Below are 17767 nucleotides of genomic sequence, written 5' to 3' on the forward strand. Positions count from 1 at the left end.
AAAAATTTCTATATACGAGTTTTTGTTCCCGGATATTTAACTGCTTTGGGGGGCATTTCACTACTTCCGGGCACACAAAAGATGTGCACAAAAGCAGTGCTTTCAAAATGTCAGGGGATGTGTTAGCGTGCTTATTTGTTGAAGGGTAGTGGATGGACAGCGTAGGAGGGAACGACCTGTCCGTTTGGGTTGCGTATTGATACGCCAATTACATGGCTTTGTTACATCTCATCGGTAAAAAGTGGCCAGTTTTTTTTCTGGCGTCTGTATTTTTGAGCAGTGAAAAGTTATTTAACCACTCAAAACACAACGACTGATGCCTATTCGAATGGAAAAAGATGACCCGCAGCCATCGCGGGGCAATAACGGTAACGGAGGCGGAAAAGGGAATTTTCTGATCCGGTTACTACCGCTCATCATCATGTTCCTGGTGCGCCGTCCAAAGCTGATTATTCCTGCCCTGCTAGTGGTCTGTCAAGTGTTAATTTATGGGTTGAGTGGGAGGGAATTTTGAGGCTAATCAAGGCGGATGTTCCCGCGCATAGCAGCGCTACGTAAGGGGTTATCCAACGAAGAGTAGCCTCAAAAGTCGCCGCAGGCAACCCCTAGTTTTAGCCTTGACAGACCACTAGTAGGTGCAGTATGGTACTTTTTCTTCGGCGGCAGTGAAATGCTTAGCGGAGGGTACGCGGCACCGGACCCCGATCAGGCTGCAGCCTTTTCTATTGGGGCAACGCTCGATCCCAATGAGTATGATAAAGCTCAGGTATTTGAGCCCGTTAGCTATGGCTTCGGTGCGCAGTCCGGGTTGCCTTCCAAAGCATCACTGGAGCAATATGCCCCTACCCGCCGGCATCAGGGGAAACAGGGCTCTTGTGTAGGATGGGCGAGTGCCTACGCAGCAGGTAGTATCCTCCAGGCTCAGTCTACCGGGCAGCCCGCAGACCGGGTGGCATTCAGCCCTGCCTATCTGTACAATCAAATCGCACTTTCCGGCTGTCAGGGGGCCTACATGAACACGGCTATGAAAGCCATGATGCAGTACGGCAATCTGCCCTTTAGCGAATTTAACTACGATGAGCGGACGTGCGCCAAAGAACCGTCCAGCCAGCAAAAGCAGGCCGGGCAGCGCTACCGCATCCGTGGCTACGACCGCCTGTCGGTGGGCGCTTCCAATTACAAAACGGACCTCAACGGCATCAAGCAACATATTGCCCAGGGCTACCCTGTGGTCATCGGTATGATGGTCGGCGGCACCTTCATGCAGAATATGATGGGGCAGCCGCTTTGGAAACCCTCTCAGCGCGACTATGGCATGCGTGGCTACGGCGGCCATGCGATGTGCGTTATTGGCTACGATGACAACTACGAAGGGGGCGCTTTCCAGATTATGAATTCCTGGGGCTCGCAGTGGGGCGATGATGGTATGGCCTGGGTGCGCTACCGGGATTTTGACCACTTTAACAAGGAAGCCTACGCCATCTACCCACAACCTTCCGCTGCGGATTCAAAGCGCATGGCAGTGGAGTTTGGCCTTTACGATACAGAAGCAAAGCAAACCCTGAAGCTGGAGCGCAGGGACGATATGACTTTCCGTGCCCAGCCCATTCAGAAAGGCGATAAATTTAAGGTGTTGATTGCCAATTCGGTGGAATGTTACACTTACGTCTTTGGACAGGAAACGGACGGCTCCAGCTATGTGCTCTTCCCATACACGCCTAAACATTCGGCTTACTGTGGCGTGACCGGTACCCGCCTTTTCCCACGGGATTATTCCATGGTGGCAGATAAGGTTGGCAGTCAGGACCAGATCGCTATTGTGGTGAGTAAAAAGGAACTCAACTTTGAGGATTTCAATCAACGCATCAACCGCAGTAATGGCAACACCTATGCCGCTAAGCTCCGGGATGCACTGGGCAATGAGCGCTCCCGTCAGGTGGAATTCAAATCAAGTGCGAATGTCGCTTTCGAGGCCAATACCGAAAGTGCCAGCGCGGTGGGCATGGTCATCGAAATCCCGAAACAATAGACTTGATGCGTCGGGTCAGTGTAGTGGGAAAAATGAGCTATTTTCAACCACGCGAAGGCTTTTTTTAGGAGCTTAGCCTGAGCTAAGTGACTGAAAAAAGGCATAGCGTGGGAAGGAAAGAGCCATTTTAACCCTGCAATGATCCCCGACGCATCAAGTCTAACAAAAAAGCACCGTGCCTGGGAATAGGCAACGGTGCAAGTGTCAAACATTTGGGAAATTTGGGGGTGGGTGGCTTGGACAGCTACCCACGCTCAGTTGTTCATAGCATAGCTTAAAACTTAATTCCCACACTTAAACTCAGGACATTATTGCCTCCTTCCGCATTAGCGAAGAAGTCGTCCAGGCCTATTTCGTAGTTCAGGTCAGCCGTGAGGAACAGGAAATTGACCCCTACGCCCACGTTAGCGCCCCAGGTGAAGCTGTTGAGGTCTTCCTTGTTGAAGTCGATGCCGTTTTTCTCATCCACACCTAGTATGTAAGTTGGGGTGACACCGCCCCGGGCCTGAATGCCAATCAGCCCGTTGTCGCCGGTCAGGCGCAGCCCAATGTTTAGCGGGGCTTTCAGTGCCTGAATGGTGGTCTCATCGGAAAAAGCGATGTCATCGGGGTGCTCTACGCCTTCCACGAGGCGGGCAGTGAAGTTGTAGTAGTGCAGTCCCGGTTGCAGGTAGAGGGCTTTGTCGCCCATGCGCAGGTCAACGCCCGCGTTCCAGCCCACTCGGGTCTCAGCGGTGATGTCCTGCAGCTTGGCTTCCACGCCGGAGAAGTTGACACCGACTTTTGGGTTGATTTGGGTTTGGGCCGTAGCGGCAACGCTGGGAATCAGTGCAGCAACCGCGATGAATAGGATTTTGGCAGATGATTTCATGGCTTATCTCTTGTTGTTGTGAGGGAATAACGCCCCCTGTTTTGCGATTCGTACCTGCTATGCGTTAAAGTGGCGTTAACCAGCGCTTGTTTTTCCTAAGGAAATTCACTTTTACTCCAAAAACATCAGTCAGCGTAGAACCTACCCATGCCCAAATTGATTATTTTGGTGACTTCACTGCGGGAAACTACAAGCATTGCATGACCACAACAGACTTCAAGGCCATTTCTGATACCATCCCCCGGCAGCCCGGGGTGTACCGGTTTATCGATGAGGAGGATACCATATTGTATGTGGGCAAGGCTAAGAACCTGCGCAACCGGGTCTCTTCTTACTTCGGGCAGCGCAAGGACCGCGCCCACCGCACCCGCGTGATGGTGAAAAATGCCCGCCGCATTGAATTCACCGTGGTAGAAACCGAAGCGGATGCCCTTCTGCTGGAGAACACCCTCATCAAAAAGCATCAGCCCCGGTACAATGTGATGCTGCGGGACGACAAGAGCTACTCTTACATCTGCATTAAAAAGGAGCGGTTCCCCCGGGTGTTCATTACCCGGAGAGTGGTCCGGGATGGTTCCACCTACTTCGGCCCTTACACCAGCAAGGGACGGCTGAATATCATCCTCGAACTCATCAAGCGGCTGTTTCCCCTGCGGACCTGCAGTTACAATTTATCTGCTGAGAATATCGAAGCGGGCAAGTTCAAGGTTTGCCTGGAGTACCACATCAAAAACTGCATGGGCCCCTGCGAAGCTCTGGAGAGCGAGGAAGCTTACAACGAAAAGATCGATCAGGTCCGCAATATCCTGAAAGGCAACTTCGGGGCGGTAAAGCAACACTTCAAGGGGGTGATGGAGCAGCATGCCGAAAACCTGGAGTTCGAGAAAGCCCAGCGTATCAAGGAAAAACTGACAGCTTTCGAAGACTATCAGGCGAAGTCTACGGTGGTAAGCACCACCATCCGGGATGTGGATGTCTTCTCCGTGGCCTCCGAAGAGAAAGAGGCCTTTGTCAATTACATCAAGGTGGTGAATGGCGCCATCATCCACACGCACACGCAGGAGCTGGTCAAAAACCTGGACGACGACGATGAAGCGGGCCTGTTGCAATATGCCATCCCGGTCATCCGGGAGCGGTTCAACAGTATTGCCACGGAGATTATCCTGCCTCAGGATATCCCTTTGGAGGATGAAACCCTGCAGGTTACTGTGCCCAAGATCGGTGATAAGCGGCGCCTGCTTGACTTGTCCGAGAAGAATCTGAAGTACTACATGCTGCAGCGGCATAAGCAAAAGGCTTCAGCCAAACGCAAGCAAACATCCGCGGAGCGAATCCTGCGCACGATGCAGTCCGATTTGGGTATGGACGCCCTGCCCCTGCACATCGAATGTTTCGACAACTCCAATATGCAGGGCAGCTATCCGGTTTCTTCCTGTGTGGTATTCAAAAATGCCAAGCCCAGCAAAAAAGACTACCGGCACTATAACATCAAGACGGTGGTTGGCCCGGATGACTTTGCGTCTATGCGTGAAGTCGTGCACCGCCGCTACCGCCGGCTGCTGGAAGAGGGGGAGTCGCTACCGCAACTTATCATCATTGACGGAGGCAAGGGGCAACTCTCTGCTGCCGTGGAAAGCCTGAAGACACTTGGTATTCTCGAAAAAGTAACCATCGTCGGTATTGCCAAGCGGCTGGAGGAAATCTACTTTCCGGGAGATTCTGTACCCCTGTACATCAACAAAAAGTCAGAGTCTTTAAAAATCATACAGCAGGCACGGGACGAAGCCCACCGGTTTGCCATTACGTTCCACCGCAACAAGCGTTCTCAAAACTTCACCGGTTCTGAGCTCACTAAAATTCCCGGTATTGGAGAGAAAACGGCGCAGAAGTTGCTGGCGCATTTCGGCTCCGTAAAGCGGGTGAAGGAAGCCCGTGCTTCCCAGCTCGCCGAGGTGGCCGGGCTGAATGTAGCCAAGAAAGTTAAGACCTACTTTGCCGATGCAGGCGCAGAATGATAACTTAGTGACGGAGAAAATTGCATCATTTATCCTGCCTGCCCGTGAGGCCACGGCCGAACAGGCAGGTTCATCAAATCACTTAGTACCTCCAAACCCAAAAGAATACCATGTCTGAGACCATCATTATCGGAGCCGGACTGGCGGGCCTTACCGCCGCCAACTATCTTCACCAAAAAGGAAAGCCCTTTCTATTGCTCGAAGCCTCCGGTCAGGTGGGCGGACGGGTGAAAACCACTGAAAAGCAAGGCTTTTTGCTGGACCACGGCTTTCAGGTGCTGGCCACCGCCTATCCGGAAGCCCGTGCCCTGCTCGATTACAAAAAGCTGGATTTGAAACCGTTTCTGCCGGGCGCTATGCTCCTGCAACCGGATGGCAGCCGCGACCGCATTGGCGATCCGCTCCGCGACTGGAGCAGCCTGTTGCCTACCCTGTTTGCCAAAGCAGGCGGGCTGGGGAGCAAATTTGGTATTCTGCAACTTCGCAACCGCCTAAAGGAAATGCCGCTGGAGGCCATCTTCAAGCAACCGGAAATGACCACCGCTGAGGCCCTGGAAAAAGAATACGGTTTTGACAGCCGTATGGTAAGCCGGTTCTTCAAGCCCTTTTACAGCGGGATTTTTCTGGAAAAAGAGCTTGCTACGAGCCGCCGGATGTTTGACTTTGTATTCAAAATGTTTGCGGAAGGGGCAGTCGCAGTGCCGGACAAGGGCATGCAGCAGATTCCACTTCAGCTTGCCGCCAATTTGCCGGAGGACAGTATCCGCCTGAATTGTAAAGTGGAAAAAGTGGAAGGCCATCAGGTTTCTCTGGAAAACGGAGAAGTGCTGAGCGCTAAAAACATCGTGCTGGCTACTGAAGCTACCGGTCTGGTGCGGGAGTACCTGCCGCTGGTGAATACCGCATACCAAACAACCACGCACCTGCATTTTATCACGAGCCATACGCCGGTTCAACAGCCGTTGATTGCATTGAATACGAGGAGCGGCGACCTGGTCAATAGCATTACGCCGATCAGTCAGGTAGCACAGGGGTATGCGCCTTCTGGCAAAACCTTGTTGTCCGTGTCAATTGTAGGCAAGACGGATTTGGATGATGTAAGCCTGGCGGGCAAAGTACGGGGCGAGTTGCAGCATTGGTTTGGGCAATCGGTCAACGAATGGGATTTACTGGATATCCGAGAAGTCACCTACGCCCTCCCTGCGCAGCGGCATGTGCAGCACGATGCGGATTTGTCGATTGGTGAAGGGCTTTACGCTATCGGGGACCACCTCCTGAATGGCTCCATCAATGCGGCTATGCGGACCGGGCGGTTGGTGGCGGAGGAAATTTCAGGGGACTGAGGGTGATACTTGTCAATTCGGCTGCACTATCAGCGCAAAAACAAAACAACTCTGGCAGTCCTTTACCTGCCAGAGCTGTCCGTTTTTTGCCTAAGAAAGCCTGCTAGTGGTCTGTCAAGTGTTAATTTATGGGTTGAGTGGGAGCGAATTTTGAGGCTAATCAAGGCGGATGTTCCCGCGCATAGCAGCGCTACGTAAGGGGTTATCCAACGAAGAGTAGCCTCAAAAGTCGCCGCAGGCAACCCCTAGTTTTAGCCTTGACAGACCACTAGGGCATGACAACCGCATCAATTGCATGGATGATACCATTAGATGCATTAACGTCAGTAGCAATTACCGTAGCGGTATTGCCCTGTGCATCAGTAAGGACCACTTTCCCGTCCTGAATGGAAGCAGTGAGTTCTGCACCATTGACAGTGGTAATGGTGTAGGTGCCTTCCTCCGCATTTTGAATAGCGTTGGTAAGGGTAGCTGCATCCACCTTGTCGGCTACAACGTGGTAAGTCAGTATTCCCGAGAGCTGATCCTTATTCTCAGCTTCCAACAGGGACTCTACGGTGCCTTCGGGCAGCGCAGCAAAGGCATCATCGACCGGTGCAAAAACAGTAAATGGGCCTTCGCCTTGTAAGGTCTCCACTAAGCCTGCGGCTTTTACGGCAGCAACCAACGTAGCGAATTGCTCATTATCCATGGCTACGCCAACGATATCAGCAGGCCCCAGAAGGGCAGCAGGGTTTACGCCACCCGGTAGCAGTACCGCATCAATAGTGTGAATGACGCCATTCGAAGCCATAAGGTCAGCTCCGGTTACATTTGCTGTGTTTCCCTGTACATCAGCAAGCTTGACGGCATCCCCTTCAAGAGTGGCTATAAGGGCAGCGCCGTTGAGTGTTTCTACGGTATAGCCTTCTGTAGCCATGCTTAGTGCTTCCTTGATCTCGGTTGCTGTTAGCTTAGAGGCGGCGACGTGATAGCGGAGAATGGCAGTTAAAGCGTCCTTGTTTTCGGGCTTTAGCAAGGCTTCAAGAACGTCTTCGGGAAGGGCCTCAAAGGCTGCATTGGTTGGCGCAAAGACCGTGAAAGGGCCCTCGCCTTCTAATGCAGAAGCCAACTCGGCAGCCCCCAGGGCTTCGACTAAAGTGCTTACATTTTCGTTACCGGAAGCGACTTCCACGATGTTCTCAGTTGGAGCGGGCTCCCCACAGGCAAAGGTGAATACTGCCAGAACGCTCGTCAAAAACAAAGCATTAAGGCTGAAATGGGTTTTCATAATGTACTTGGATTGTGTGATTGGAATAGTTTACTAATGACAAAGCTGATTTGCTTTGCCTGCGGAACAGCAAGAAGCAAGTTTTGTTGCAGAATTAGGTCAGGAAGGAGCTGAAAATCAGCAGGAAAGCATTAGTGCTTATACTGTGGTATATCGATATGATACTCGCAAAAATCAAAATCGACCTCCACATTGGAGGCAATGACGAGGGTGCGGCCGGCGGTGTACTGCTCGATGAGCTGCCGGTACCACTGTACCCCTTCGGTGTCGAGGTTGGTGGTGGGCTCGTCAAGTAGCAGGTAAGGGGTGTCGGAAAGAATCGCCAGGGCAAGTTTCAGCCGCTGCTTCATGCCCGATGAGAAGTTGCGAATGGGCTTGCGGCGGGCTTTCTTGAAACCGAGAATGCGATAGATGTCATCAGATTGCAATTGCCCCTGAAAGGGCTTGAACCGTTGGTGAAAGTCGAGTGCTTCGATCAGGGTAAGCTCTTCGATCAGTTCGATATAGGGAGCAGCATAAGCCAGGTGTTGGTAGACCTCGCTGACAGGAACCGGCTTATCGTTGAGCGTGAATTGGATTTTTCCTTTGGAAGGCGTCAGGTGGCCGGAAAGCATCTTCATCAGGGTGGACTTCCCTGAGCCGTTAGGTCCGGTGATAGCATAGCGCTGTGCCGGGTGGATGGTCAGCGCCACGCCTCTCATGATCCATTCCATTTTGTAGCGCTTACCTACGCCCGCTAATTCAATCTTCATCCGGATTTTTTCCGTTCAGTTGCTGAAAGCCCCGCATAATGCCCGGGTCGGCGCTCTTAATGAAGTCCAGGATGGCATCGCGCTCGTCGGTAGGCTCCAGGGAGTCTTCGATAATCTCCAGTGCATGAGAGGTACTGTACCCTTTGACAAAGAGGATGCGGTAAATCTCCTGTATTTCGTTGATTTTCTCTGCGTTAAACTGCCGCCGCCTAAGCCCGATGCTGTTCACGCCTGCGTAGGAAAGAGGCTCCCGGGCCGCTTTTACGAAAGGCGGCACATGCTTGCGCACCAAAGATCCCCCGGCAATAAAGCTATGCTTGCCAATGTGGATAAACTGCTGCACGGCCACCAGGCCTTCCAAAATAGCGTAATCTCCCACTTGTACATGGCCGGCCAGGTTGACGTTATTGGCCAGAATGACGTTGTCGCCCAGTATGCAATCGTGTGCAACATGAGCGTACGCCATCAGCAGGCAGTTTTGGCCTACTTTGGTGGTATTAGCGTAAGAGGTGCCCCGGTTGATCGTCACATACTCCCTTACGGTAGTATTGTCGCCAATCTCGGCGGTGGTTTTTTCGCCTTTGAATTTCAGGTCCTGTGGGATGCCGGCAATGACAGCCCCCGGAAAAATCCTGCAGTTTTTACCAATCCGTGCGCCTTCAAAAATGGTGACAGAAGGGCCAATCCAGGTGCCATCGCCAATTTCAACATCTCTGTCAATATAAGCGAAGGGGCCAATCATGACATTTTTCCCAATCTTAGCTTCCGGATGAATGTAGGGTACGGCGTTGCTATTGTTCGTATTCATCTTATGAGCGCTTAACGATTTGAGCAGTCAGTTCGGCCTCCGATACAATTTTATTGCCTACATAGGCAGTGGCTTGCATCTGGCAGATTCCCCGGCGGATAGGGGCCATGAGTTCCATCTTGAACAGGACCGTATCGCCCGGGACGACTTTGTTTTTAAATTTAGCGTTCTCGATCTTCAGGAAGTAGGTGTCCCAGTTGCCGGGATCATCTACGGTTGACAAAGCCAGGATGCCGCCGGTCTGCGCCATAGCTTCGATTTGCAGTACGCCGGGCATTACCGGGTTGTTGGGGAAGTGCCCCTGAAAGAAGCCTTCATTGAAGGTAATGTTCTTGACACCAACCACGTGGGTGTCTGATAACTCGATGATCTTGTCAACGAGCAGAAACGGAAAGCGGTGGGGAAGCCAGGCAGCGATCTTCACGGAATCAAACAGCGGTTCTGCATCGGGGTCGTAATTGGGCTTGCCTTTGAGCTTTCGCTTTTCGACCAATACCTTTTTGAGCACTCTCGTAAATTCGATATTGGGTGTATGCCCCGGTTTGGTAGCCAGAATTTTCCCTTTGATTGGCATGCCCAGCAGGGAAATATCGCCTACCACGTCGAGCAGCTTATGCCGGGCAGGCTCGTTTTTGAATTGTAGCTTCAGGGTATTCAGGATGCCATCGTCGTAGTCAACAGTGACACTGGGTTTACCCAGTTTTTCAGCCAGACGGTCCAGCTCGTCCTGCTCCACTTTACGGTCTACAATCACAATGGCGTTATCTAAATCGCCCCCCTTAATCAGGTTCTGCTCGAACAAAAATTCCAGTTCGTGCAGGAAGACAAAAGTCCGGCAGGGCGCAATTTCCTTGGCATAGTCCGTAGTGCCATTCAGGTGGGCGTACTGCTGGCCCAGTACGTTGGAGTTGAAGTCAATCATAGCGACCACTTCAAAGCCATCGTGCGGTAATGCGACCAGTTCGGAGCCGGTGGCTTCGTCTTTGTAGAAAATGGGCTCCTCGACTACAAAGTACTCCCGGGCTTTGTCCTGTGGTTCAATACCTGCTTTCTGCAGCGCTTTCACAAAAGGGCCGGCACTGCCATCCAGGATAGGGACTTCCGGGCCATCCAGCTGAATGAGGACATTATCAACGCCCAGTCCGGAGAGGGCAGACAGGACATGCTCTACGGTATGGACTTCGGCCTGGCCTACTTTTATGGTCGTACCCCGCTGAGTGGAAACAACGCGGTTGATGTCTGCACTCAGGACAGGTTCTTTTTCCATGTCTATGCGCTGGAACTTATAGCCATGGTCAACCGGAGCCGGGTGGAAAGTCAGCTTCACAGTTTTGCCGGTATGAAGGCCAACGCCTTCCACACTGACAGTATTCTTGATCGTATGTTGTTGCTCCATAAGAGTTTTAGTCAGCTGAAATTTTCTGCAAAGATAGGATTTTCGCGGATAGTACTGTTAAATACGGCTCTATTGGTCCGCTTCTGGCGCCTTCAGGGTTGCCAGCTCCCGCTCCATCCGGCTGATGGTTTTGTAGAGTTCAGGCAGCTTTTTGAAGACGGAGTGAGAGCGGATGAAATCCCGGTAAGGGATAATCGGGGAGCCAAACCAAGCCTGATTAGGTTCTTTTATGTTTCCGGCGATGCCGCTCTGCGCTTGTATCTGTGAGCCATCTGCAATTTCTACATGTCCGGAAAAACCTACCTGCCCGCCAATACGGCAATATTGGCCAATTTTGGTGCTGCCGGCAATGCCGCTTTGTGCAGCGATCACGGTATGAGCACCGATTTCCACATTATGCCCGACCTGTATCAGGTTATCGAGCTTTACGCCTTCCCGGATGATGGTGCTGCCCATTGTGGCCCGGTCGATGGTGGTATTGGCACCAATTTCGACCTCATCTTCGATGACGACATTGCCGACGTGGACAATCTTTTCGTAGCTCCGGTCTTCTCTTGGGGCAAACCCAAAGCCATCGCTGCCGATCACCGCGTTGGCATGAATGATGCAATTCCGGCCCACCTCGCAGCGGTCCAGGATTCGGGCACCAGGATAGATCAGTGTATTCGGGCCGATTTTGGCGCCTTTGCCGATATAGGCCTGCCCCATGATGATCGCACCCTCTCCAACCTGAGCCCCAGCCTCCACGATTACAGCGGCGCCAATGCTCACCTGATTGCCGAGCATGGCTTCATCGCTAATTACAGCCGTTTCAGAAATGCCGGGCGCTGGCTTTGCCTGTTGCCCAAACTGTTGCAGCAAGCGGGCAATAGAGGCGTACACGTCGTCCACCCGTATCAGGGTAGCGGATACGGGTGACTTGGGTGCAAAGTCTTTACTCACGAGCAGTACGGACGCGGTTGTCGTGTAGGCATACGATTCGTACTTCGGATTGCCGAGAAATGAGATGGTACCCTCTCCTCCTTCCTCAATTTTGCTGGGCTGGCTGACGGTTATATCGGGATTACCCTCGAGGGAGCCTCCCAGAAAATGTGCGAGTTCTCTTGCTGTAATTTGCATCCCGCAAAGGTAATAAAAAGGCAGAAATGGCAGATACCTGTGCGTGGGATTTGAATAGGTAGTTTGGATATACGGTAGTGTCAGGGACGAAAGTAAAAACAGGCGCAGGATATCCGGAAGTCTTCATTCTAAAGTAAGTAATCTTGCAGGGAACTAAATCTGCCGGAAAAGCCTTATCTTAGGGTGGAAAGCAACTGTAAAACAATATGACCTGGGAAGTCCCATTGAAACAAATGACTGCGGAGGAACTAGCCCGCTTGCAAGCTCGGTATCCGGATGCAAAAGTTCGGATTGAAACGGCGGAAGGACAGGGCAATGAGGGTATGGACGAAGAGAAGTTTTGGTCTGTTATTGATATGCTGGATTGGTCGCAGGAAGAAAGCGGCAAAGTACTGGAGCCTGCCATTCTTAAGTTAGGAGAGTACACTAAAGAAGCTATATGCCAGTTTCAGGAAATACTTTCTACAAAATTATTTGATCTGGATGCCAAACGCTTCGCAGAAGAACTGGGTAGTAACGCCTGGCCACCCGATGAGGAGCACGGGCGTTATTTTTCGGTTGATGATTTCCTCTATTCCCGGTGTGCGGTTGTTGCCAATGGAAAGCGCTTTTATGAATCTGTAATCAGGGATCCGTCCCGTATACCTAAAGAGTTTACCTTCGAGCCTCTCTTGTACCTGGCAGACCGGGCATGGAGCCGAAAGACAGGGGAACCACTGGATTGTTTTCCGACGCTTAGTTCTGAGACCTTTAGCAACGCGCAAGGTTGGCCCGGGGTGAAATTACCGCCAAGACGGATTAAACGATAGTGCGCTATGGCCAGGCATGGCAATGAAAATTCAAACCTTGCTGAACACCATCTTTACGAAATCAGAGATCGTGAGTTCAATGATGTATACAAATATGGAATTTGTGGGGACTCACTGTTGGAAGATGGGAGTTCTCCCAGAGCTTTACGCCAAGTCAAAGAGTTGAACAGAGCAGTTAGGTGGTTGCGTTTCTTCCATAAGGTTATTGTCCGGGGAATTGCTGGCCGCGTAAAAGCTAAAAAGTTAGAAAGTGAGTATATTGATCAGCATAAAGCCCGGTTCGGACATGTGCCACCGGGCAATGATGCATTTGAAGAATAATTGATTCAGGGATTGTTTTCTTTCTGAAAAAAACGTTCCACCTTATCCTCAAACCGCTGCAATCGCCCTTTCTCATCCTTCTTCCGCAGCCAGTTCATCACCCGCCCCAGAAACGGGACTTTGTGATGTAAAAGATAAGAGCCGACAAATACGCCTACGTAGCCCAGGGGGATGACTGGGAACAGCATAGCCACTGCGCCTATGACCAGGATGATACTGCCATAGACCACGCGGGCGTATTTGAAGGTAAAAAGGCTTTTAAATTTCATACCACCTTTTCAAAGCATGGGTCTGGGGGGATGTTCATTGTTGTCTTACTCCACCCGCTCAAACACATCCCGCCCAAACGAAAAGTCGACCACTTTGCCGTCCTCCACACCAAAACAGATGACCATGCCGGAGCCCGGCGCCATTTCCACAAATTCGTGGGCAGTGCTGACTTGCTTTTCATAGGATTGCCGAACGGCAGCAGTGGGGAAGGGGCCTTGCTCCGGTGCAAGATAGTACGACAAAAACCGGGCGGCGTCTTCTCCCGTCGTCATCAGCCCACCGGCAGCGTGCATGGTGGCATCGACTTTTCTCAGGTAAACAGGCAGCAATTTGTCCTGGTGCAAGCCATCGTAGGGTAAGGCCTCATTCGGTGTGCTGACTTTTGATGCATAGGCGGTCGTATGATTCATATCCAAAGGGTCAAATATCTTTTCCTGCAACAAATCACGCCAGCTTATGCCTGGCTCAACCCGATCAGGTGGTCCGTGGCGGCCAGGGTTTGCTCGATGAATTGGGTGAGCCGCTCTGCTTTATTGGTTTGGGCCGTGAGCGAAACGGTGCAAAGGCAAAAAAGAATCAGTGGGGTGAATTTCATGTTGATGGTTTATTCTTTTAATTGATGCGTTGAAGAACATTTGCCCCTATAAATTTCGGGCATGCCGCTTCGTTTTGCCTACGTGGTACATCCGCTGCGGATAAAATACCATCTGTATGAAGTTGAATTCCAGTTGGTCCACCCGGGCTTTTCCGCCAGCGACACTATTGATTTCCAGCTTAGGATAGTAGCGCAGATTCGTGCGCAATACCCAGGTCTCCAAGGGGGAAGGCAGGATATCCCACCCAAAAATCAGCCCCGGCTGTATGCCTTCCGTTCGGACCACTTCACCTACTTGTATATTGCCTTCAAAGTCGCCCATTGCCCAGCGGTCATAGGAAAGCGACAAGCCCAGGAAGGGCACAAACCCATTGTAATCCAGCAAAAACTTGTAGCCTTCCAAAGCTACTGATCGCCGTCGCAGGATTTGCTGATAGCCGAAGCTGCCTACCCGGCTGTCGTAGTCGCGGTAGGCTACCCCCATATGTACGCCGTAGCGGTGGAACAGATAGCCCAGCCCAAGGTCAAGGTTGAGCGCGGTTTTGTGTTCGGGCAGCGACTGCCGCACGAAGTCTTCAAATGCAGGCCGGCGGAGAAAAATACCAGCACTTCCACCAATGCCCACTGAGAGGCTGTTGAGCTTGCCGGCGGATTGCAGCGTTTCCTCGAGGGCGTAAGTGCTGCCATCTTTCAACCCGGGTTCCTCCCGCAGGGTGGTGTCGAAATAGTGGGAAAGGCCTAGACTGAGTTGCCAGGGCGGTAGTTCCAGGCTGACCGGCGTCCGGGAATCAATGTAGAATTCCTTTTCAGAAGACAGGATGTAGGTGGCTTTCAGTGTCGCCTGCCAGTTTCGGCTGCCGAAGGATAGGCCGGCTTCCGGGTAAAAAGTAAGCCAGCCATCGGTCCTGTCCTGCCCATTCTGCTCATAAGTAAGGTTGTGCCCGACGTAGGTACCCTCGATGAAGGGGCGGAGCTTGCCAAACTCCATGCGCCAGGGGTAAAAATGGGCGCCCAGGTCTGCAAATTGCTGCCTTTGGATTTTAGTGTTGGGGGCGATTTCTTGCGTTCTGCTTACCGGCAGGTCGAAGTGCATCACAAAGTTGAGGTGCCCCCAGAAGTGCAGCCCGCCAATACTGATTTGTGGGGTGCCAAAAGCAGGAAAGGTACCGGACTCCAGACCATCCGGCCCCTGCAAGAAGAGCTTCCCGCCCTCCGGCTGATAACGGTAGTGCAACCCCACATGGGTTTGTGCAAACCGGTGCTGGGTTTGTTCTTTCAGGTACACCTGCGCCTTCATGGAGAGGCTGCAAAGCCATGCCAGGGCAAAAAGTAAGGTCGTTTTCATCGCGTTCGTGATTTTGGCGCAAAAGACTAGTATAATCCGGGTTTTTGCAACTCAAAGGGACGAACGGGAGAATGCCGGGATGAACGGGAAGCCTATGTTTTTCCGATGATTGCCATAACAGGTGCGGCCTTGCTGCGGGCTACCGGGACCGTCTGCTCGGTTCCTTCCAGGACCAGCTCATAATTCCGGGCATTGCCCTTCACCTGACGGATGAGCTGCTGGTTAGCCAGATAGCTGCGGTGGCATTGGATGAAATGGCCTTCGGGCAGGGTTTCCTGCAGCACCTTAAGGCGATTGCGGAGGAGCTCCCGCCGGGGCTGCCGGGTTTCGTCCAGAAAGTGCACTTCAGCGTAGTTGCCGGCCGCCTGCAAAAAGAGGATGCGCTCAGCAGGGAGTTGGAGGACGGGCTTGCCATTTTCATCCGTAAGGGAAACTAAGTGCTCAATTGGTGCTGCTTCCGGTTGGTCCAATTGCCGGGTGTACTGTTCGGCTTGTTTAAGATGGCGTTTCAGCAATCTGTTCTGGTCTCGGGCGATGAAGATCAGGATGGGAACCAGCGCAATAAGGGCTGTATTCAAAAGCACCTTAAAGGCTTGCTTCAGGCTAAGCAGTGCTATGATATTATGAGCATGAAGGATGCCCCCTACTGCAACGGCTATCAGTAATGTGGTAAAGAGCGTCAGAATCAGCTCATGCTTTACCATCCACTGATCTGCCGGCTCAAAGTTGGGGAACAGGCGGTACAGTAGCCACCAGTTCAGGCATATGAAGAAGATGACAGCTGCTGAGATTTCCAAGCTAACGAGCAATAGTGCAGCAGAGGAAAGCTGGTAAAACCCAAAGGGCTCGAAAAACCAAAGCACTGCAAAAGTGATGGCCCCGAAGCCTAAAGCCTGCCGGAATATTGCCCATGGGCGGTCCTCCCAGTAATGCGGGCGACTGAGGTATTGTTTGAGTTGTGCCCATCCGTTGCTCATGCCTGCTGCTGTTTTTTGACCCAGGCGCGGGGCGTCATCCCCGTCGATTTTTTGAAGTAAGCGTTGAAGACGGTTTTAGAGTTGAAGCCACTTTCGTAAGCCAGCCCAAGGAGTGTCAGGTGGCTGTTGGCGGGGTCAAGGGCCAGCCGTTGGAATTGCTTCAGGCGAAAGGCGTTGATGTAGGCATTGAAGTTTTGCCCGACATGCTCATTGAGCAGCCACGACAGCTTATTGGCCGTGAGGTTGAGGCGTTCGGCCAGCTGGCGGAGCGAAAGGTCGGCATTTTGGTAGGCCCCTTCGGTTTCCATCAGTTGTTGAAGCTGGGCGAGCAAAGCCGGTATTTCTGCTTCGTCTATGAGGTTCCTGCTGCCTGCTGGTTCTGTTTTGTCTCCTTCTGTGGCAGGAGGGAGGCGGTTGGGCGCAAAGACTTGCTGTAGCAATTGCTGAAAAACAGGTGCGCTGTGCAGGGGCTTCAGCAAAGGGAGGTGTGCGAAATTGACATATTGTCCGATACAGCGGCTCGTCATGGCTTTCAGATGGTCCAGGGCAGATGCGGTGGCACCAAAATGGGTTTGCAGGAACAAATCCCAGGTGAACAGATAGATATCCCTTTCTGACTTGGGCGTTTGGATCAGCCGGGCGGCATCGCTTTTTGTAATCTGGTCATGCAGGAGCTGATAGAGTGTGCGGCATTCCTCCGGGCACTCCACCAAACGATTGCTTTGCAAAAAGGCTTCCAGTGTTTTGGGGCGGTTTAGGAGGATGAGGCAGAGCTGTTTGAGCCCAATAGCATGGGTGAAATTGGGGGCGATCTGCAGTGCCGCTTCGGCAGCAGCCAGTGCCGCCTCGTAATCGCCCGTCAGGTAGCGGATATTAGCCAGCGTGAAGTGGTGGTTGGGCGATAGTGGGTTGAGGGTCAGAATATGCTGCGCGTGCTCCTCTGCCAGGTCAAAATAGCCGATGGCGGTGTAAAGCTCGGCCAGCCCCTCCTCCGCTTCGGTATTGGAAGGGTTGATGGCGAGTGCTTTGAGGTAGGCTGCCGCTCCGCCTTTGAAGTCCCACCGGCCCCAGAACAGCAGAGTGCCCTGACTGAAATAGCCGAGATCAGAATGCTGGTCCAGCTCAAACCCGCGTTGCAGGTAGTGCTCGGCGGTATCCAGTAGCCCGGGCATGCCGCCGAAAGAGGCCCGCATGGCAAAGCAGTAGCTGATGCCAAAGTAAGGGAGCGCAAACTTGGGATCAATCGCGATGCAATCCTGATAGTATTGAATGGCGTTGGTGATGCCCTCATTATCCCATTTCAGGTGGTTATAGCGGGCTTTGAGGTAAAGATCGTAGGCTTTGATGTTTTGCGTGGGCGCCTGCACCAGGTGGTCCTGCACTTCGAAGTGGCCGTAATGCTCGCGGATTTGGTCGGCAATGAGCAGGCTAATCTCGTCCTGCAGTTCAAAGATATCCGCCAGTTGCCGGTCGAAGCGGTGGGCCCAGAGATGGGCTCCATCTTCGGCATTAACCAGTTGAGAGGTGATGCGCACTTTATTGCCGGACTTGCGGACGCTGCCCTCCAAGAGGTTGGCTACGCCCAGTTGCCGCCCGATTTCCCGGATATCTGCAGGTTTATTCTTGTAAGCAAAAGCGGAGGTCCGGGCAGTCACTTTCAGCCCCTTGATTTTAGTCAGGGCATTAATGATCTCTTCGGTAATGCCATCGCTGAAGTACTCGTTTTCGGGGTCTGCACTCCGGTTGACAAAAGGCAGGACAGCGATAGAAGCAGAAATGGGTTGGGCAGTCATTTTTCAAATGGGTTCGGGGCAAAAGTACAGGATTCTGGTTGAATGGGGCCAAGA

The 17767-nt window shown here is 52.3% G+C and carries 18 protein-coding genes; 6 read left to right on the forward strand and 12 right to left on the reverse strand.

Annotated elements, in window-relative coordinates; genetic code table 11:
• The first annotated feature begins 316 nt into the window (after positions 1-316).
• Positions 317-514: a hypothetical protein gene (locus IX84_RS11865; protein WP_152605013.1), complete on the forward strand. Its 198-nt coding sequence runs from the start codon at positions 317-319 to the stop codon at positions 512-514.
• Positions 515-670: 156 nt separating this feature from the next.
• Positions 671-2029, forward strand: coding sequence for a C1 family peptidase (locus IX84_RS11870; protein WP_052515965.1), 1359 nt, complete (start codon positions 671-673; stop codon positions 2027-2029).
• A gap of 274 nt (positions 2030-2303) precedes the next feature.
• On the opposite strand, the gene IX84_RS11875 is transcribed toward IX84_RS11870, so the two are convergent.
• Entirely contained in the window at positions 2304-2900 is a 597-nt protein-coding gene (locus IX84_RS11875) for an outer membrane beta-barrel protein (RefSeq protein WP_044220569.1), read from the reverse strand.
• A gap of 200 nt (positions 2901-3100) precedes the next feature.
• Here IX84_RS11875 and uvrC point away from each other — a divergent pair, with 200 nt between their 5' ends.
• Together uvrC and IX84_RS11885 are read left to right on the forward strand one after the other, a co-directional pair.
• Positions 3101-4915 (forward strand): excinuclease ABC subunit UvrC, encoded by a 1815-nt coding sequence (gene uvrC, locus IX84_RS11880; RefSeq protein ID WP_044220572.1) that lies wholly within the window; start codon positions 3101-3103, stop codon positions 4913-4915.
• A gap of 110 nt (positions 4916-5025) precedes the next feature.
• Complete coding sequence (locus tag IX84_RS11885; protein ID WP_044220575.1) at positions 5026-6258, forward strand: protoporphyrinogen/coproporphyrinogen oxidase; 1233 nt, start codon at positions 5026-5028, stop codon at positions 6256-6258.
• A 268-nt stretch (positions 6259-6526) separates the two neighbouring features.
• Here the strand turns inward: IX84_RS11885 and IX84_RS11890 are convergent, their stop codons facing one another.
• From IX84_RS11890 to lpxD, 5 genes are all read right to left on the reverse strand, one after another.
• Positions 6527-7528 (reverse strand): fasciclin domain-containing protein, encoded by a 1002-nt coding sequence (locus tag IX84_RS11890; RefSeq protein ID WP_044220578.1) that lies wholly within the window; start codon positions 7526-7528, stop codon positions 6527-6529.
• Between the two features lie 131 nt (positions 7529-7659).
• Complete coding sequence (locus IX84_RS11895) at positions 7660-8280, reverse strand: ABC transporter ATP-binding protein (protein WP_044220581.1); 621 nt, start codon at positions 8278-8280, stop codon at positions 7660-7662.
• On the reverse strand, positions 8270-9088 hold the full coding sequence (lpxA, locus tag IX84_RS11900) for an acyl-ACP--UDP-N-acetylglucosamine O-acyltransferase (RefSeq protein ID WP_044220584.1): 819 nt from the start codon (positions 9086-9088) through the stop codon (positions 8270-8272). Before lpxA ends, IX84_RS11895 begins: the two co-directional genes overlap by 11 nt.
• Before the next feature lies 1 nt (position 9089).
• On the reverse strand, positions 9090-10484 hold the full coding sequence (locus IX84_RS11905; protein ID WP_044220587.1) for a bifunctional UDP-3-O-[3-hydroxymyristoyl] N-acetylglucosamine deacetylase/3-hydroxyacyl-ACP dehydratase: 1395 nt from the start codon (positions 10482-10484) through the stop codon (positions 9090-9092).
• 69 nt (positions 10485-10553) lie between these two features.
• Positions 10554-11603: a UDP-3-O-(3-hydroxymyristoyl)glucosamine N-acyltransferase gene (gene lpxD / locus IX84_RS11910; protein ID WP_044220590.1), complete on the reverse strand. Its 1050-nt coding sequence runs from the start codon at positions 11601-11603 to the stop codon at positions 10554-10556.
• Positions 11604-11809: 206 nt separating this feature from the next.
• On the opposite strand from lpxD, the gene IX84_RS11915 reads away from it, so the two are divergent.
• Complete coding sequence (locus tag IX84_RS11915) at positions 11810-12412, forward strand: DUF4240 domain-containing protein (RefSeq protein ID WP_052515966.1); 603 nt, start codon at positions 11810-11812, stop codon at positions 12410-12412.
• A 6-nt stretch (positions 12413-12418) separates the two neighbouring features.
• Entirely contained in the window at positions 12419-12733 is a 315-nt protein-coding gene (locus tag IX84_RS11920; protein ID WP_044220594.1) for a hypothetical protein, read from the forward strand.
• A gap of 5 nt (positions 12734-12738) precedes the next feature.
• Here IX84_RS11920 and IX84_RS11925 read toward each other — a convergent pair whose 3' ends face one another.
• The 6 genes from IX84_RS11925 to IX84_RS11945 all read right to left on the reverse strand — a co-directional run bounded on the left by IX84_RS11925 (position 12739) and on the right by IX84_RS11945 (position 17713).
• Positions 12739-13002 (reverse strand): hypothetical protein, encoded by a 264-nt coding sequence (locus tag IX84_RS11925; RefSeq protein ID WP_044220597.1) that lies wholly within the window; start codon positions 13000-13002, stop codon positions 12739-12741.
• A 45-nt stretch (positions 13003-13047) separates the two neighbouring features.
• Positions 13048-13413 (reverse strand): serine hydrolase domain-containing protein, encoded by a 366-nt coding sequence (locus tag IX84_RS11930; RefSeq protein WP_044220600.1) that lies wholly within the window; start codon positions 13411-13413, stop codon positions 13048-13050.
• A 44-nt stretch (positions 13414-13457) separates the two neighbouring features.
• Complete coding sequence (locus IX84_RS33330) at positions 13458-13598, reverse strand: hypothetical protein (RefSeq protein WP_160213741.1); 141 nt, start codon at positions 13596-13598, stop codon at positions 13458-13460.
• Positions 13599-13644: 46 nt separating this feature from the next.
• A complete protein-coding gene (locus IX84_RS11935) occupies positions 13645-14943 on the reverse strand; it encodes a hypothetical protein (RefSeq protein WP_044220603.1) in 1299 nt (432 codons plus the stop codon).
• 92 nt (positions 14944-15035) lie between these two features.
• On the reverse strand, positions 15036-15920 hold the full coding sequence (locus tag IX84_RS11940; RefSeq protein ID WP_044220605.1) for a LytTR family DNA-binding domain-containing protein: 885 nt from the start codon (positions 15918-15920) through the stop codon (positions 15036-15038).
• Complete coding sequence (locus IX84_RS11945) at positions 15917-17713, reverse strand: helix-turn-helix domain-containing protein (RefSeq protein WP_044220607.1); 1797 nt, start codon at positions 17711-17713, stop codon at positions 15917-15919. Before IX84_RS11945 ends, IX84_RS11940 begins: the two co-directional genes overlap by 4 nt.
• Positions 17714-17767 lie beyond the last annotated feature (54 nt).

It is taken from the genome of Phaeodactylibacter xiamenensis (genome assembly GCF_000759025.1).
GTDB lineage: Bacteria > Bacteroidota > Bacteroidia > Chitinophagales > Saprospiraceae > Phaeodactylibacter > Phaeodactylibacter xiamenensis.